At 67.3% G+C, this 16,658-nt stretch carries 12 protein-coding genes and 1 pseudogene; 2 read left to right on the forward strand and 11 right to left on the reverse strand.

All coding sequences use genetic code 11. From position 1 onward, the window contains the following. Window positions 1–67 precede the first annotated feature (67 nt). Window positions 68–1,954 carry a polyprenyl diphosphate synthase gene (gene uppS, locus FHS42_RS16605; protein ID WP_184573015.1) on the forward strand — a complete coding sequence of 629 codons (1,887 nt, stop codon included), beginning with the start codon at window positions 68–70 and terminating at the stop codon, window positions 1,952–1,954. Window positions 1,955–2,674: 720 nt separating this feature from the next. Here uppS and FHS42_RS16610 read toward each other — a convergent pair. The 6 genes and pseudogenes from FHS42_RS16610 to FHS42_RS16635 all read right to left on the reverse strand — a co-directional run. Continuing rightward, window positions 2,675–3,673 carry a zinc-dependent alcohol dehydrogenase family protein gene (locus FHS42_RS16610; RefSeq protein ID WP_184573016.1) on the reverse strand — a complete coding sequence of 333 codons (999 nt, stop codon included), beginning with the start codon at window positions 3,671–3,673 and terminating at the stop codon, window positions 2,675–2,677. Between the two features lie 9 nt (window positions 3,674–3,682). After that, window positions 3,683–4,483: a HisA/HisF-related TIM barrel protein gene (locus tag FHS42_RS16615; protein ID WP_184573017.1), complete on the reverse strand. Its 801-nt coding sequence runs from the start codon at window positions 4,481–4,483 to the stop codon at window positions 3,683–3,685. A gap of 16 nt (window positions 4,484–4,499) precedes the next feature. Then, entirely contained in the window at window positions 4,500–5,756 is a 1,257-nt protein-coding gene (locus FHS42_RS16620) for an FAD-dependent oxidoreductase (RefSeq protein ID WP_184573018.1), read from the reverse strand. A 39-nt stretch (window positions 5,757–5,795) separates the two neighbouring features. Next, entirely contained in the window at window positions 5,796–6,449 is a 654-nt protein-coding gene (locus FHS42_RS16625; RefSeq protein WP_184573019.1) for a hypothetical protein, read from the reverse strand. Window positions 6,450–6,567: 118 nt separating this feature from the next. Continuing rightward, complete coding sequence (locus tag FHS42_RS16630; RefSeq protein WP_184573020.1) at window positions 6,568–7,149, reverse strand: hypothetical protein; 582 nt, start codon at window positions 7,147–7,149, stop codon at window positions 6,568–6,570. Between the two features lie 445 nt (window positions 7,150–7,594). Continuing rightward, window positions 7,595–7,876, reverse strand: a pseudogene (locus FHS42_RS16635) (ISAzo13 family transposase); the annotation flags it as partial. Window positions 7,877–8,353: 477 nt separating this feature from the next. On the opposite strand from FHS42_RS16635, the gene FHS42_RS16640 reads away from it, so the two are divergent. Further along, entirely contained in the window at window positions 8,354–11,428 is a 3,075-nt protein-coding gene (locus FHS42_RS16640) for an amino acid adenylation domain-containing protein (RefSeq protein ID WP_184573021.1), read from the forward strand. 94 nt (window positions 11,429–11,522) lie between these two features. On the opposite strand, the gene FHS42_RS16645 is transcribed toward FHS42_RS16640, so the two are convergent. The 5 genes from FHS42_RS16645 to FHS42_RS16665 form a co-directional block, all read right to left on the reverse strand. Beyond that, window positions 11,523–12,077: a hypothetical protein gene (locus FHS42_RS16645; protein ID WP_184573022.1), complete on the reverse strand. Its 555-nt coding sequence runs from the start codon at window positions 12,075–12,077 to the stop codon at window positions 11,523–11,525. A 355-nt stretch (window positions 12,078–12,432) separates the two neighbouring features. After that, window positions 12,433–13,398: a phytanoyl-CoA dioxygenase family protein gene (locus tag FHS42_RS38650; RefSeq protein WP_184573023.1), complete on the reverse strand. Its 966-nt coding sequence runs from the start codon at window positions 13,396–13,398 to the stop codon at window positions 12,433–12,435. Next, window positions 13,395–14,318, reverse strand: coding sequence for an NAD-dependent epimerase/dehydratase family protein (locus FHS42_RS16655; RefSeq protein WP_184573024.1), 924 nt, complete (start codon window positions 14,316–14,318; stop codon window positions 13,395–13,397). Before FHS42_RS16655 ends, FHS42_RS38650 begins: the two co-directional genes overlap by 4 nt. After that, on the reverse strand, window positions 14,318–15,460 hold the full coding sequence (locus tag FHS42_RS16660; RefSeq protein ID WP_184573025.1) for a glycosyltransferase family 4 protein: 1,143 nt from the start codon (window positions 15,458–15,460) through the stop codon (window positions 14,318–14,320). The genes FHS42_RS16655 and FHS42_RS16660 overlap by 1 nt, the downstream gene beginning before the upstream one ends. Before the next feature lie 54 nt (window positions 15,461–15,514). Continuing rightward, a complete protein-coding gene (locus FHS42_RS16665; protein WP_184573026.1) occupies window positions 15,515–16,453 on the reverse strand; it encodes an aKG-HExxH-type peptide beta-hydroxylase in 939 nt (312 codons plus the stop codon). Window positions 16,454–16,658 lie beyond the last annotated feature (205 nt).

A 16,658-nucleotide genomic window follows, 5' to 3' on the forward strand; every position in this document is an offset into this window, starting at 1 on the left:
GCCGTGGTCGGCAGCGCCCCGGCTCCGGCATGGACCCACAGGCCGACAACGTGACAGGAGACATGGCATGAGGCCGACGAACACGCCGCGCGGAGCGGTTTCCGTCTACCAGCGCGGCGGAGTCTTTGACCCTGTACTACATCAGGGCTACGAGGCGTGCCAGCGTGCCGCCCGCACCACAGAAATTGAGTACGCCGTCAGCCAGCTGCTGCCGGCACCGCTTCGGCTTGCAGCCTGGGCTGTGTACGGCGCCGCACGCGCGGTGGACGACCTGGTCGACGTCGGTGCCGACGGGGCCCCAGCAGCGGACCGGGCCGCACGGCTGGAGGAGTGGATCGCGGCGTTCGACGCGGACCTGCGCAGCGGGGCGAGCACCGATCCCGTACGCCAGGCCCTTATCCACACCATGCTGACGTGGAGTTTGCCTCCGTCATCGATGTACTTGATGTTCGGGGCACTGCGCGGGGAGGCCGCGGGCCGACAGCTTGCGACCTGGCAGGAGTGGCGCGACTACAGCAGCCTGGCCTGGGCCTCACTCGCGCAGCAAATCGCCTGGCTGTTCCTGAAGGCAGCAGGGGTGTCCACGGAGCCGGAAGCCCTCGCCACGGCCATGCCGGAAACGGTCCTTGCCTGGCAAACCATGGTCGACGCCCTCCACGTCACTGACGCCCTGGCCGACCTCGCCGAAGACCTCACCCGTGGGCACGTGTCCCTCCCGCAGGAGGCCTTGGACGAAGCAGGAGTTCGGCGGGCCGACCTTCTGAACCGCCGCAGCACCGTGGCCTTCGAGTCCATGGTGCGCCGCCTGGCCGGCCAAGCGCATGCCGGGTTGGGCGCAGCGACGATACCGGACCTGGTGCATCCCCTGATCAAGATTCCCCTGGACGCCTACGCGGGCCTGTACCGGCTCCGGCTGGAGACCGTCGTCGGCGACCCGGCCGCGCTCCTGCACCGCCGGCCGGTGCTGCCGTCGGGTGCGCGTCGTCGGCTGCTCGCGCCCGCACGAATCCGGGCCGCACTGGCCTGGACGCTGTTTCCCTTTCCCTTTCATCCCGGCACAACGGAGCCAGTGCTGCCGGTCGCGCCCGCCCCTTCGACCAGCTCCACGGGAACCGGTACGGTGCGTCCTGGCGACGACGTGCGCACACACTGGATGAAGCAGCCAAGGGCCGACCCTACGCCCCACCCATCCGGTGCGCGGCCGCCCCGCCTGCCCGACCAGGACATGCCGCGTCATGTGGCCATCATCATGGATGGCAACGGCCGCTGGGCCACCGCTCGAGGCTTGCCTCGTGCCGAGGGCCACCGGGCCGGGGGCGAGGCACTGATCGACGTGCTCCACGGGGCGCTGGAAATCGGTCTGCAGTACCTGACCGTGTACGGGTTCTCCACTGAGAATTGGAAACGCCCTACCGACGAACTGCATACGCTGATGAGCGAGCTAGTGGAACGGTTGCGCCGCCTGAAGGACGACTGCCCGCCGCTGGACGTCCGCGTGCGCTGGGCCGGCCTGCACTCCCCCCTGTCCCCAGACATGATCGACGCACTCACCGCGGTTGAGCACACCACCCAACACTGTCGCGCCCTGACCTTGACGGCGTGCGTGAACTACGGCGGGCGCGCCGAGATCACCAGAGCCGCGACCCGGCTCGCCCACGAGGTGGCCGCCGGCAGGCTCCGTCCGGCATCGATCTCCGAGCACTCCTTCGCCCGCTACCTTCACATCCCGGACCTGCCCGATGTCGATCTGCTCCTGCGTACCGGGGGAGACCAGCGCACATCCAATTTCCTGCCCTGGCAGGCCGCCTACGCGGAGCTCGTTTTCCTGGACACCCTCTGGCCCGATATGGACCGTCGGGATCTGTGGCGGGCGGTGGAACAGTACGCGGTCCGCGACCGCCGCTACGGATCCGTCCCGCCGCCCCGCCCCGGGGTGTCTCGTCGTATCGGGTAGTGCTGCCTCGCCAGGCTTTCAGCTTGTTGGTCAGGCGCTCGTCCGTGTTCCGTTCCTTTGCAAGGTCAGACGCTGGTGGTGGTCCTCGGGTGGCAGCAGTACGGTGTTGCGGCATTTGCCTGGGCCAGGCGGCACACGGGTGCTGCACGGGTAGTAGGGCTGGCCTCGGCCGGTGCAGCACGGCCAGCTGCTGCACGCCGCCCGAGGCCCGTGCTGCAAGCAGCAGACGGCGGCGCTCCGGGCGGCCGGTCGTCGTCGCGCTTGTTCTGGAGGACCAGAACAAGACGGTTCTCCTGGTGCTACCGACGCTGCTTGGTCCAGGCGGGGAACGACGACGGCGCCCTCCCGGGATCGGGGGGTGCCGTGGCGAGCCCAACGCGTCAACTGTTCCCGTTCAGGACCACTCAAAGACAGGCCGGTCTTCGGCCGCTCCGGCCGGTCGGTGTCCGCCAGGCCCCACAGCCGGGACTCCGCGAACCGCCTTGCGCCACTTGTCAACCGTCATGGCCGACACACCCAAGTCATCAGCTACCCGCGCGTATACGACGTCGGGCTCGGCACACCGCAACAGGTTGACACATCGGGGGTCTGCAGCTCCCGCAATGATCGGCTCTTCATGAATGCTCCTGAGCCTGCTTGCCCGCAGGGCCTGCTCTCGGGCGGGCCCGGTGGAGAGTTCGCCGGTTATCCACCGTGACCGGCTTGCGGGGCAGGGTGTGGTCACCCGGTCAGCACGATTTTCCCGGTGCGGCCGGACCGCCGGTGGTGGGCGAGAGCTTGGTGAATGTCGGCGAGATCATAGTGGGCCTCGACAGGGGCCTCCAGGGTGTGATCGCCGAGCTGTTGGATGGTGTGCGAAGTCAATTCGCGCAGTGCGAGGGGGCTCAGCCGCTTCATGTGGTGCGGCAGCCAGAACCCTTCGACACTCACGCGCCGAAAGACGAGATCGAAAGGCAGCACGGGGAGCGGCTTGCCGGACATGAAGCCGTAGACGATGTGCCGGCCGCCGTCGCGTAGGCAGCGCTGGGCCAGTGCTCCTTGGCGTCCGCCGACGGCGTCGAGGGCGGCGAGCGCGCCGTTCGGTCCCGTCGCGTCGTGGATGCTGCGGACGACCTCGTCGTCCCGCTCCTCTGTTGACACGACGTGTTCAGCCCCGAGGCGTTGAAGTCGCCAGGCTTGCTCGCTGTCGCGGGCGAGGTGGACACACCGGGCGCCACGGTCGGATGCCAGACGGGTGAGCATCTGGCTCACGGTCGATGTGGCCGCCGTCAGAATCAGGGTGTCGCCCGGCGCCGGGTCGAGGTGGGCCAGGAGCAGGTGGGCGGTGAAGGGGTTCACCGTGAATTGGCAAGTGATGTCGAGCGGGAGGTCGTCGGGGACGGGGATGACGGTTTCCTGGGGGACGGTGAGGTACTCCTGCCAGGTGCCCGTGGCGGCGACCGCCACGCGGGCACCTGGCGGGAGGGAGACTCCCGGCCCTATCTGGTCGACGGTGCCGGCGCCTTCGAACCCGACGGGGCTGACGGCGCCGGCGCCGGCGGGGGTGAAAGAGGGTTGCCGACCGTAGTCTCCCTCTACGAACATGATGTCTGAGGGGTTCACCGGCCGTGCTCGCAGGCGTAGCCGGACCGTTCCCGGGGGCGTGTCGAGCATCGGCAGCTCGGTGAGAAACAGGTTCTCGGCCGGATTGCCCTGGCGTTTGAACACGAGGGCACGCATCGCCCCTCCTTACGCGAAGGACGAACTGCTCGTCAGTGCGTCGCGGATGTCGGCGATGGAGAACTTCCCGCCGTGCACCATTGAGTTCACTAGGATGTAGGTGGCCCCGCCGGCACTCAATGCCTCGGTGAGGTGATCCAGCGCGCCGCAGCCGCCGGACGCGATGACAGGCAGCCCCGACGCCTGCGCGACGGTCCGCGTCAGTTGCAGGTCGAAGCCCTTGCCAACGCCCTCTCTCTCGCAGGCGTTGGGCAGGATGGCGCCGACGTGGAGATCTCCGAGTCTGCGGGCCAGGTCCACGACATCGATCGAGGAGTTCTTCGTACCGTTGTCGGTGTACACCTCCCATCCGCCGCTCTCGCGGGGGCGGCTGTTGATGACGGCGACGAAGCGTTGGGCTCCGTAGCGGTCAATGGCTTCGTGCACGTCTTCGGGGTTGTCGATCATGCTGGTGCTGACGGAGACGGCGCCGGCGCCGGCCTCCAGCAGGCGGCCGACATGGTCCGCGGAGGGGATCAGGCCGTGCCCGACGGAAACCAGGGGAGACAGGCCGATGTCTTTGAAGCGGCGGACCAGGGGGTAGAGGTAGTCATCGGTGCGTTCCCAAGGGTCGACCACGTCGACGAAGAGTTTAGTGGCACCGTCGTGCGCGTAGTTGGCGGCCACAGCGACGGCGTCCCAAGGGTCGGTCAGGCCGGCTATCCGTGATGGCTTCGTGGTGTGTCCCTCGGTGACGTCCATGCACGGGATGATCAGGTCGGTGACGTAGGAGTCACGGTCGTGGAAGACGGGCGTGCTGGGTACGGTCATGGCGAAGCCCTCCTAATCAGTTGGTGAGTTGGCCCATACGGTCGTTGGCGTGGGTGAGACGGCGGGCCAGATCGACAGCGGAGGCCACCGCTGATTCCTGGGAGTTCAGGGTGCGCGTGTACGCGCCCGCGAAGTACAGGCCCCCCTCGCCTTGGCACTGCTCAAGGCGTCGGCGTGCGCAGTGTGCCGCGGGGGTGGGCAGGGGGGTGCGGAAGGATGTCCGGGCGATCTGGCGGTCGGGGCGCGACCTGCGATGGGTGAACTGACTGACGAACACATCGGTATCGTGGCCCGGCCCGTACCAGGTGGTGGTCTCGCTCCATCCGTTGTGGACGGTCACGTTGGTAGTGGACCAATGCTTGCGGTCCTCAGGCATGCCGAAGGGGTCCAAGTGCGCCGCGTAGTCGATGGTTTGGTAGGTGAAGGCGCCCAGGACCGTGCGCAGCCGGGTGCTGCCCCCCAGGGATTGGAGCGCCGCTGCCGCGGCGTAGGCGGGAATGGCGAAGATGACCGCGTCCACCACATGTGTGTGCCCTGATGTCTCGATCATCGTGAAGCGGTCGCCGTGCCGCTCCAGCCGGTGCAACCGAGCCCGTAGACGGACCTCGGTGGTCCTCAGTTGGTCGACCAGTGCGAGGGCGAGCCTTTGGGTGCCACCGCGCAGGTGCTGCGCCGGGGCGGCTTCAAGGATCGACGGCTGGGGGGCGGCGAAGAATCCGCCGACTCCCCGGGCGGACAGGTGCGCCACGTCGTGGGTGGTACAGCCGAAAACCGAGGCCGGAAGGGCGTGCATCACCTCTTCCCGCAGAGCTTCGTGGGGTTGAGGCCAGTTGGCCGCCTCCTCGACCGTCATCTCCCCGTGGAGTTCCTCGTCCTCCCATCGCGTTGCCTCAAGTGACAGGCTCTTCAGTGCCTCCCACGGCGGGCCGAGGATCACCTCGCGGTCTCTGTCTGCCTGCGGGGTGTGGGGGCTGACCAGGTAGGGCCGTTCTTGGTCGTGGTGCAGCAGGGTGCGGGAGGCGGGGACGGGCAGCAGGTCGTCCGGCCCGAAGCCCGCCGATCGCATCAGGCGCGACCACAGGGGGAACTGGTCCGAGACCCCGTGGACGCCGAGGTCCACGGGGCAGGTATCGCCCCCGGTGTGGGCGCTTATGGTTCGCGCGTCGCCTCCGGGAGTGTCCCGTTCCTCCATCAACACGATCTCGTGACTGCCGGACAGCAGCCAGGCCGTGGCAAGGCCCGCTGTTCCCGCTCCTACGATGCCGATTCTCATCTTGCCTCCTTGTGGTGCGGAAGCGCGGTTACGGCAGTTTCACGCCGCGGCCGCAGCCGCCCAGAAGCCCTCCAAGGACTGTTCGAGAAGCCGCGCCATGAAGAGGGCTTCCTGAGGGTCGTCATCCCGGTCCAAGCCGTCCTGCACTACGTCCAAAGCGAGTTCGAGCATCTCCTCCGGCGGACCGGAGTCGAAGTACGAGGTGAACTCTCCGGGGGCGTCCACGCCGCGCTTACGGATCTCCGCGACCAGGGCCTGGCAGGCCGGGTAGTAGACACACATGTCCGTGTACGCCACCAGGGCGGTGACCGCTTGACTGCCTTGGATCGCGACCCAGGACAAAATGCCGTTGAGGTCGTACGCGTCCTTGTGGGTGGGCGGCTGCCACTGCGCCATGTCCTCGCTCGAAAGTCCGAGCGCCTGTCCTGCCCTGTTGAGGCGTGGCCCGGCGTCGTACGCCAACCGGGACAAATCGAGGTAGAGGCCGGCAGCGGGCCGACGAGGAAATCGGCTGCCCATGACGGCATACCCGGGCAGTTCCACCCGGTGCACCTGCGCCTCGACGCGTACCAGGCGACACATGTGGTCGCGGGTCAGTCCCCCGGCCTGTGCCACGGCCAACAGGGCGTTCGCCACCGGCCTCTGGCGTCGCCTCGAGGCGAGTTCGGTTACCAACTGTTGTGCGGACCTCATCCGGTACCCCTTCTGGTGATGCTGTCATCCAGCGTCGTCGGCCTCGCAGCCTCCTCGCGGCGGCCTCGGCGGCCCACGCCCTCAACGGCACGTCAAGCGGTGTGGATCGGTGGCGGCTTCACGCTGCTGCGGCGCTGGCCCAGAAGTCCGCGAAGGACTCCTCAAGGAGCCGCGCCATGAGGACGGCCTCCTGCGGGTCGTCACCCCTGTCGAGTCCGTCTTGCACCACTTCGACGGCCCGGCGACGCGTCTGCGCGCATGGGTCGCTCTCGTAGTAGGAGAGAAATTCCCTGGGAGCGGCTACGCCCTGCTTCTGCATCTCCGCCACGAGGGCCATACAGGCGGGAAAGTAGACTGACATGTCAGTGTGAACTGCCAGTGCGGTGGCGGCCTGACTGCCTTGGGCGGTGATCCACGACAGGATGCCGTTGCAGCTGTAGGCCCGCCGATCGGTCGGCCACATCCACTTGTCCTTCTCCCGCGGTGACAGTCCCAGGGACTGTGCCGCAGCGTCGAGTTTGGGCCCGCAGTCGTGCAAGAGATCGATAAGCTCGATGTACAAATCTCCTGCGGGATGGTGGGCGTACCGACTGAGCATCGCCGCGTAGGCCGGCAATTCTGTCTGATGGCACTGGGATTCCGTACGCACGAGGCCACGCAAATGGTCGCCGGTGAGTCCGCCGGATTCTGCTAGCTCCAATAGTGCGTTGTGAACCGGAACTTCTTCGCGTCTCCGTGACAGTTCGTTGACCAATCGCTGCGCTGACGTCATTGCAGTCCCTCCGGAAGGTTGCGCCCGGCATTCATCTGCGGGCCCACGGGGGCGTCAACCGGAGCGAGGGGCCTCGATTTGACGCTCGATTGCGTGGCGCGATTCGCTCCGTGTGACAAACGCTGAGCGCCTGTTGAGCGCTTCTATGGCAACCGTAGAGGTGATCCAAAGAAACGGCATCTTGGAGTACGCGTTCTGTCTGCTGAGGGTTGTTCCGTAATCCGTGGTGGATCAGGACGCGGCGTCAGATGCGGCGCATCGCAAGGCGGATGGACGTCCGCACACTGGATACACACGGACGCCCCGACGACGCAGCGAGGTGCCATAGCTGACGCCGCGCGCCCGCCAGGGATGACTTAGGGATCGTCAATAATCAACACGCTGGTTTGGTCTTTGTCGTGATGGTCGCGCCGTGTGCAGCGGCGTGGACGAGGAGACCTGCCAATGTGTTGGGGTGTGCTGCAGGGGGCCGGGGGGTGTGTGCGTGCTGGTCCATCAGTCGCCGGATCTCGCTGGTGGTGTGGCAGGTGGGGCCCTTGCTGACGGCGAAGAGGGGGGGCAGCACGGTGACCAGGCGCCGTTCGGCCAGGTCGAGTTCGGTTATGCGGCCACCCTCCGGGGCCCGGCGTCGCTCGCCGCCGTCGCGTCGGCTCGACCAGATCTCTCTTAGTCGCCATCTGACGTGGTGTGCACATGCGACTGCCCGGAAAAGCGCTTACCGTAAGTTGCATGGCAGTGCCTGCTCTTAGGTGGCTTCCTCGGCTAGCTGTCCCTTTACGGCGTGACCGCGGGCCAAATAGGCGCTGTGGGCAGCTCGTTCTGTACGGCGGTCGGCGTCACGGATTGCTGCGACTGCCTCGGATCTCACGCCGAACCCGGTGGTGCTGTCAAACGCTCAGCGTCGCCGCCCGTCGCGGAGCGCCTGTCCGGGTATGCAAAAAAACCTTCGGTACACGACAGAGACATCGGGAGGCTCCGTCTCGATTTCTCGCGTGGTTCCCAACTGAGGTGCAGCACACGCCGTTACTTCTCCAGGCAACATTTCAACTGCTGGGGGTCACTCTTCCTGTGGCCTTGGAGAACGCGGCACCATCCCCGACGCTTAGCTCGCAGGACCCGGGCGGAGGCTCCCATGACTTCTGCACATATGCACGACATGGTGCGCGAGTGGAATGACACCGCGGCCCCCTATCCCCGCGATGCTCTGATCCCGGAGCTGTTCGCCCAACAGGTCCAGCAGCGCCCGGCCAGCCCGGCCTTGGTTTGGGACGGTGGCGGGTGGGACTACCGCCAGCTGAATACGCGTGTACAGCGGGCCGCGGCACATCTGCGTACCCGGGGAGTGTGCGAGGGAGATCTGGTGGCGGTGCTACTGGAACGCTCTCCGCAAACGGTTGTTGCCATCATGGCTGTTCTGGAGGCCGGTGGCGTGTTCGTCTCCCTGGAACCCGCCGCCCCGGATGCCCGCCTGGAAACAATCCTGGGGGCAACCGAGGTGCGATACGTCATCACAGGACCAGGGCCGGCACCTGCCCCCGTGCGGAGGCGGTGCCAGTGCGTCACCACCACCGAGTTGGAGGAGCATCCCGACTCTTCTACCCCGCGACAGTCCGCAACGGGTCGATGTGCCACCGACCCCGCGTACATTTTTTACACCTCAGGTTCGACGGGGACCCCCAAAGGGGTGGTCTGCACGCATCGTGGCCCTGTACGGCTGGTCACCAGCGGCGGCGACTTGCAATTCCTGCCCGAGGACCGACTGTTGGCCACAACCAGCCCGACCTTCGACATCTCCTGCCTCGAACTGTTCGGTTCTCTGCTGAACGGGGCCTGCCTCATTGTGCCGGAGCCTGGAACTCCGCTGAGCACCGACGCCCTCGACAGGACGCTGCGTGACCAGCGTGCCAGTGTCATGTGGCTGACAAGCGGGCTGTTCGATCAACACGTCCAACAGCGGCCCGGCATGTTCGCCAACCTCCGCTGTCTGATCGTCGGAGGGGACATCGTCACGCCGTCATCGGCACGCGCCGTGCTGGAGCACGGCAGACCGCCGCTCCTTCTCAACGGCTACGGGCCGACTGAGAATTCATTGCTCAGCATTACTCATCGAATTGAAGACGTACCGGACGGCGCGTCGTCCGTCCCCATCGGCCGTCCGGTACCCAACTCCACGGCATACGTGATCCGTGAGGGCGGCGAGCTGGCAGCGGTGGAAGAGATCGGAGAGCTGTGGCTGGGCGGCGACGGCGTGGCCTTGGGGTACTTGGGTGCTCCCGAGATCACCGCAAGCAGCTTCGGCCCCGACCCGGAGGCTCGGCTGTATCGCTCGGGTGACCTGGCGTACTGGCGCCCGGACGGCGTCCTGGAATATTGCGGGCGACTCGACCGCCAGGTCAAACTCCGCGGCCACCGAATCGAACTCAGTGAGATCGAAACCATCCTGGCCTCCCACCCGCAAGTCATCGCAGCCGCGGTGGACGTCCTTGGGGAAGGAAACGATCAGCTACTCGCCGCTGCGGTGACGCCCGTTCCCCGAACCGACACAAGGGGTCTCATATCGGATCTGAGCAGGTACGCTCGTGAATCTCTGCCCCCCTATATGGTCCCCACGCGCATTGCCACTATCCAGGAGCTCCCTTTCAAGTCCAGCGGGAAGGTAGACAGAAGGGCACTGCTGGACCTGATGGCTCAGCAGTACCAGTCGCCACCGGTGCCCTCCGGCAGTGCACCGCAAGGACCGGCGGAAGAAGCCATGGCTGCGGTGTGGGCCGATCTACTGGGGATCGATACGCCAGGTCACAGCGATCATTTCTTCGCCTTGGGTGGTAATTCACTCCGCGCCGTCCAAGTCGCCGTTGCGACCCTTGACTTGCTCCGTATGCCGCACGAGGAATGCGGCCCGCTGATACACAGTCTGGCGAACGATCCGACGCTGGGCACCTACACCGATCTGGCGGAAAGCTTTCGCGTATCACCGGGTGATCGGACGTCAAGGACGTCACTCGACCTTAGTGCCGAGACAGTTCTGGACTCCGGACTCCGCTTCACAGCTGGGCGGCTGGGGCCACCTACCGACCCCCGCGTCGTTTTGCTGACCGGCGGCACCGGTTTTCTCGGCGTCCACCTCATCGACCGACTTGTCGACGTGGGCGTCGATTTGGTGTTCTGCCTTGTTCGAGCCGACGATACGCCGGAAGCCGAAGCTCGAATCGCGGAACGTATGCGCCGCTACGGCCTGGACCCGACCCGGTACGAGAACGTCATCGTGCCCGTGCTTGGCGACCTGGCCGAGCCACGCTTTGGGATCGACATTGATACCTGGGGCCGGCTGTCCATGGAAACGGAACTCATCGTGCACAACGGTGCGCATGTGAACTTCCTCTATCCCTACGAGACGTTGAAGCCGACCAATGTCACGGGCACCCGTACAGTGCTGGAACTTGCTGCTGAGCAGCGGCTCAAGCCTGTGCACTACATCTCCACCATGTCCGTCATAGCGGGCGGCAGGCCGGCAGAGGGCGGCACTGTCCACGAGGACACAGCTCTACGGCACCCCGAAAGCCTCCTACTGGGCTACGAGGAGAGCAAATGGGTTGCCGAACAGTTGATTTTCCAGGCCGCCGAGCGTGGCTTGCCCACCTCTCTCTACCGGCCCTACGACATCACGGGGACCCAGGACCGTGGACTGTGGAACACGGACACGCTGATGTGCGCACTGGTCCGCACCATCGCTGAGACCGGCGCGGCCCCCGGCATCGGGCTTCCCCTCGACTTCGTTCCCGTGGACTACACGGCGGCTGCCATCACGCACATCCTCACCCATCAGCAACCGGACGGCCGCGTCTACCACCTCAGCAATCCTTCCCCGGCCCACCTGCCCCTCCTGGTGGACCGCCTCCGCGCCGAGGGCTACTCGATCCTGGAACAGCCGTACGCTTCATGGGTGGACCGGATCATCGAAGTGACCGACAGCGACCCCGACCACCCGATGGCGCCCTACCTGCAGCTGCTCGTCAAGCACAGAGCCGCAAGTGGCCTGTCCGTTCTGGAAACGTACTGCACGGACACCTTCCCGGCGTTCAGCCGGGCCAACACACACCACGCCCTCAGGGGTAGCGGTATCGTCTGCCCGCCCGTCGATGCGCACCTGCTCGACACCTACCTGCGGTACTTCCGCGAAAGCGGCTTCCTGTCCCCACCCGGCTGATCTCGGGCCTGACGCCGTCATGGGCTCGACCCAACGCGGCGGCGACCGCGACCTTGCGCTCGTGGCGCGACTGACACGGTGACAGCGCGGTGACCTATGTCAGACACCACACCACCCAGAGCGCACAGCCGTCGTGCTGCGCATCCAGGACCCGATCACCCAGGCCGGCATGACCAGCCAACTCCGTACGCGACCAGAGATACGGATCATCGATCCGGACGGCGCCGAAGATGCCGAGGTGGCCGTCGTGGTCGTGGACCTCATAGACGACGAAGTGCTGAGCCTGCTGCGACACATCCAGCGCACCGGCACAGCGCACGGGGTGCTGGTGACCACCCGTACCGACGAGCAGCAACTCATCAGCGCCGCTGAGTGCGAGTTCATCGGCGTCATCCGGCGCACTGAAGCGACTCCCGAGCGCCTGCTGCAGGTCATCGCGGCCGTGGCGAAGGGAGAGGGCTACGTTCCCCCCGACCTGCTGGGCAACCTCCTCGGCCAAGTCGGCCGCCTCCAAGGGGAAGTGTTGGGCCCGCACGGACTGCACTTCACCGGACTCTCCGCACCCGAGGGCGAGGTCCTGCGCCTGGTCGCCGAGGGATACGACACCAGCGACATCGCTCGCGAACTCGCCTTCTCCGAGCGCACCCATAAAAAGGTGCGGGCGGGGTCGGCCACGTGGTGCAGGAACGAGGCGGCCCAGATCAGGTCGTACGGCCCGTTCTCACCGATCTCGTCCCAGGGCCCATCTATGTTTGCCTCAACCGTGCTGATCCGGTCGGCCGAAATCTACCTGCGACGTGCTCGCGTGCGGTCAGGCAGGTGCGCCAGCTACAGCGGACTGGGCGGCGGCAGCGCTTCACGAGCCGGGGTGGTGCGGACTGACTCCAAGAGGTACGCAATGAGTCGGCGGGATGTTCCCGTGATCCCACGGATGTCCACGGGAGTAAGACCCGGTCGTGGGCAGTTGGTCCTCCCCCACTTCAGAACCGGCGCCGACCCCTTCGTCACCCTGACGCTCGTCGGCGAACTCCATGGGATGAGGTCCTGTCCGCCCTGCGCAGCCGCCGCGTGCGTAGCAGGTCCTTTACGCCGCCTGCGGTCAACCGGGACCGTATCGACGCCAGGGGTTCGAGGGCGGTGCCCAGCAGGCGCGGGTCCTGGTAGGGGACCCAGCCGCTGGCGTGCCGGGGGTAGTGCGGCGGACCGAGGCAGAGGCGTTTCGTGATGGCGAATCGGGTCTCGTCGGTGGTGTTGGGCTGCGAGGCGTGCAGATGGTCGCCGGCGAACAGCAGGATGTCCCCTGCGTCGAGCTCGATGTCTGCGGGCGGCCCGGTGTGCTGACCGGAAGTGAGTGTGTGATGGCTGTCGCGGCTCAGGTTTCTTCCGTAGGCGGCGGGGTAGAACACGAGGCCGTTGCCTCTGCGGACCCGCCCGACGGCCATCCATAGGTTGACAGAATTGACGGCGGTGTTGAACCAGGAGTCGACGTGCGCGTCCCGCGGCGTCAGAAACCCTTCGAGAGCGGGGGGCTCGCTGCCCCGCTCGATGGACTGCAGCGGGGGCATGACGCGGATGCCGAGGTGGCCGCCCAGGTAGAGGGGTGCGTCCTGTGGTGCGAGGGCGCGCGCGACATCGTGCAGGACTGTCTCGGACAGTGGCCTTAGCGCGGTCTCCAGATCCGTGCGGATCGCCGCGATCTGCGCGATGTCCGCATGGTGGTGCAGCCTCTCCAGGGACGTGCCGACCCGCTGCGGGTCAAGTGCGGGCAGTGCCCGTGCGACGACCGTGAGCGTTTCGCGCCGGATTGCCTCTGTTGCTCCGCCGCGGTGCAGGCCGCCCTTGATGATGACCAGCTCGCCCTCCAGGACGTGGCGCAGTGATACGGGGAGGCAGCGTTCGGCCGGAGTCACCGTGTGCACGGCGGCGGGACACGGGCTGTCCGGGCCGGTACGGCCGCCGGAAACGGTCACCGGTTCCCTCCCGCCATGGCCGCGATCCCGTCGTGGAGCGCTGTGCGGGGGCGGAAGCCGAACGCGAGAGAGGCGACGGAGACGTCGGCGCCCGTGTGCCGTGCGTCGCCGGGCCCCGCGACGCACGGAACGACGTTCACCGGCCCGACGGCGTTCTCGACTGCGGCGATGGCCTGCTTTATGGACACCGGAGAGCCGCCGCCAAGGTTGGCTACGCCGGTGAAGCCTGAGCGTGCCGCGTTCCGGATTCCGGTGACGACATCGAGGACGTAGGTGAAGTCGCGGGTCTGCTCGCCGTCGCCGTACAGCGCGAAGGGGGGACCGCCGGTCGCGGCGTCGAGGAGGCGAGCGAAGGCCATGTCGGGGCGTTGCCGTGGCCCGTAGACGGTGAACAGGCGCAGGCAGGCGCTCGGCATGCCGTATTCCCCGCGGTAGAGCTCGCAGAGGTGCTCGCCAGCGAGTTTGGTGACGCCGTACGGGGAGATGGGCCGTGGGCAGGCCGTCTCGGGCGTGGGGTAGGTCCGGGCGTCGCCGTAGACGGAGGAACTGGAGGCGTAGACGAAACTGGCGACCGGCCGGGGTCGTACGGCTTCCAGCAGGGCCTGGGTGGCGAGCACGTTCCGGGCGTTGTAGACCGGGAACTCCGCTCCCCAGGAAGGCCGCACTCCGGGCTGGCCTGCGAGGTGGTAGACGGCGTCCGCGCCGTCGACGAGCGGGCCGAGGTCGGTTGTCAGGAGATCGGCACGGTGGAAGGTGAAGCCTGGTCGGCTCATCAGGCCGCGCAGGTTGCGCTCCTTGAGGGTCGGGTCGTAGAAGTCGGTGAACGAGTCGACCCCGACGACGGTGTCCCCCGCCGTGAGGAGGTGCTCGCACAGGTGTGATCCGATGAAGCCGGCCGCACCGGTCACGAGCGCCCGCATCACGGCTGCCCGGTGACGGATGCGAGCGCTCGGTCGGGTAGGACGCGGTCGACGCGGGCCCGCCAGGTGTACAGGGTGTTCAGCTGGTGCCTGGCCGTATCGCCGAGGGCCTGCCGGGCGGATGCGTCGGCTCCCAGAAGCTGGATGGCGTCTGCCCAGCCGGACGTGTCGCCGGGTGCGCGAAGCAGACAGTTGATCTCGTCGGCCAGTACCTCGTGGAGCACGGGCAGGTCGGAGGCGATGATTGCCTTGCCGTACGCCATGTACTCGAACAGTTTCATTGGTGAGACCCAGCGGCTGATGTCACCGAAGCCCCCGGCGCACCCCACCGTGGTCTGGTACGGCGCGAGGACGATGTCGAAGGCCCGGTAATAGGAGTGCAGTGCGGCTGGCGGGTGGTGGCCGTGGAAGAAGACGTTCGGGCGGCTGCCCCGGGCTTGCCAGTGTGAACGGTCCTGGTCGGTGCCGCCGACCAGGTGGAAGTCCGCGTCGGGCAGGCGTGCGGCGAGGTCGAGGATGAGGTCGGTGCCCCGTCCTGGGTAGAGGTGGCCGACGTATCCGACTCTGAGGGCGTCCGGGCGTCCTGGCAGCGCCGCCATGGGCCCGGTCGGCGGCACTGGGTCGGCGCCGTCCGACGCCGTCACCAGCTCCACATCAGTGCGGGTTTTGAGCTGAGGGAAGTGCGCCAGGTAGTCGTCGGCGAGCGCCCGGGTGACGAAGACGACTCTGGTGAGGGAGCGGTGTCGGAACAGCAGTCGCTCGACGCCCCGCACGGCGCGGTTCGGCCACAGCAGGTGCGTCTCGTAGACCACGGGTGCCGTCCCGGCAGCCGCGAGCAGCGCGTAGGGGTCCCTTCCGTACAGGACGTCGGGCGTCGGCCCGCGCCGGATGCAGCCGCGCACCCGCTGGGCACGGAGCAACGGCCCGAGGACCGGCGCCGCTGACAGGGGGACGGTGTGCACGGGGAACCGGTTGCGGGTGCCGTAGTACGCGTGGAGGTCATCGGTCCGCGCGGTGCCCGGAACGGCGTACAGCTCGATGTGGTGCCCGGCGTCGGCGAACGCGTCGCACATCCGCATGACGTGAACCCCGTTGGCATAGATGGAGGGGACGCTTCCCGAGTGCAGATAGGCGATCCGCATGGACGGTGACCTCCGGGACGGCGTGATGAGGGCGAAGGGGGCGATGTGGCCTTCTCATGGGGTCGGGGCTGCACTGCCGAGGGATGCGACCGCGGTACTGCGGTCCAGCAGCTGTCGGCCGTGGCCGGTGAGCTCGGCCCGGTGGGCGTTCAAGGTGTGCGCCGCCGTACCGAGATCGGCGAGTAGCCGGTCGTGGCGGGCCCGTACGGCTGGCGTGCCCCTTGCGGCGAGTCGCTTGTACAGCAGGACACATCGGGCCAGTACCACCGTTTGCTGGAACAGTCCGCTCAAGGGGCGGGGGTCGGCCCGCAGCGGGGTTGCCAGTGGGCCCGCCCGTTCGTCCGCGGCGGGCATGAGCAAGGGCTCGCGCACGGCCGAGACGTTGCAGCGAGTGTGCGTCCCCTCGTGGACCAGTGCCTCGGCGAGGCGTACGGGACCGGGCAGCCCGGCGCGGGTTGGCGAGAGCCGCCTGCGGTTGATCAGAACGGCGCCGTGCACGGTGAAGTCCGTGTAACCGTCGACCGCCATGCCGTCCAGCAGCGCCACTTGGGCCACCACTGTCCTCAGTTCGCCGAGCATCTGCGGCCAGACGGTGTCCAGCAGCCTGAGCCCGTCCGCCAGGATGGTCCAGTCGGCCGCGGACCACGTTCCCAGCGAGGCGGTGACCGGAGCCCCGTCCGCTGTCGTGCGGGCCGGCAACTGCGCCAGCACGCGCGAAAGGCTACGTACGAGATGCGGATTGCCTTCCGGGTCCACGGGGGCCAGCGGTTCCGCGGCCGGATCGCGGAGCAGGCGCCGGACCATCTCTGCGGTGTGGGCGGGTCCCCCCTCTCGCTTTGCGCGGTGCACCGCCTCCACAGCCGCTGGGTGCGGAAGGCTCGTCAAGTCGGCTGCCGGTTCTGGCAGTCCGGACGTCCGTACGACGTTCAGCAGCAGGCACCGCAAGTTGTCCTGATCGTCCCGCGCCGAGGAGCGGTCGGGCTCGACGTCCAATCCTGGCCCTCCTACGGGACATCGTGGGCGGCGGCCGACCGGCCAGATGCCGGCGGGCCGCCGGAGTGCGGACAGCGCTGTTCCGTGCTCAGTCTTCGAACGGTATGTCGATCATCAGCGCGAGTTCGGGTAGTTCCTCGGCCGGTACTTCCTCGATCTCCACGATGTCCTGGGGCATATCCACTCCCTGGGTAACGAAGGGGGG

This window comes from Streptomyces zagrosensis, assembly GCF_014203645.1.
Taxonomy (GTDB): domain Bacteria; phylum Actinomycetota; class Actinomycetes; order Streptomycetales; family Streptomycetaceae; genus Streptomyces; species Streptomyces zagrosensis.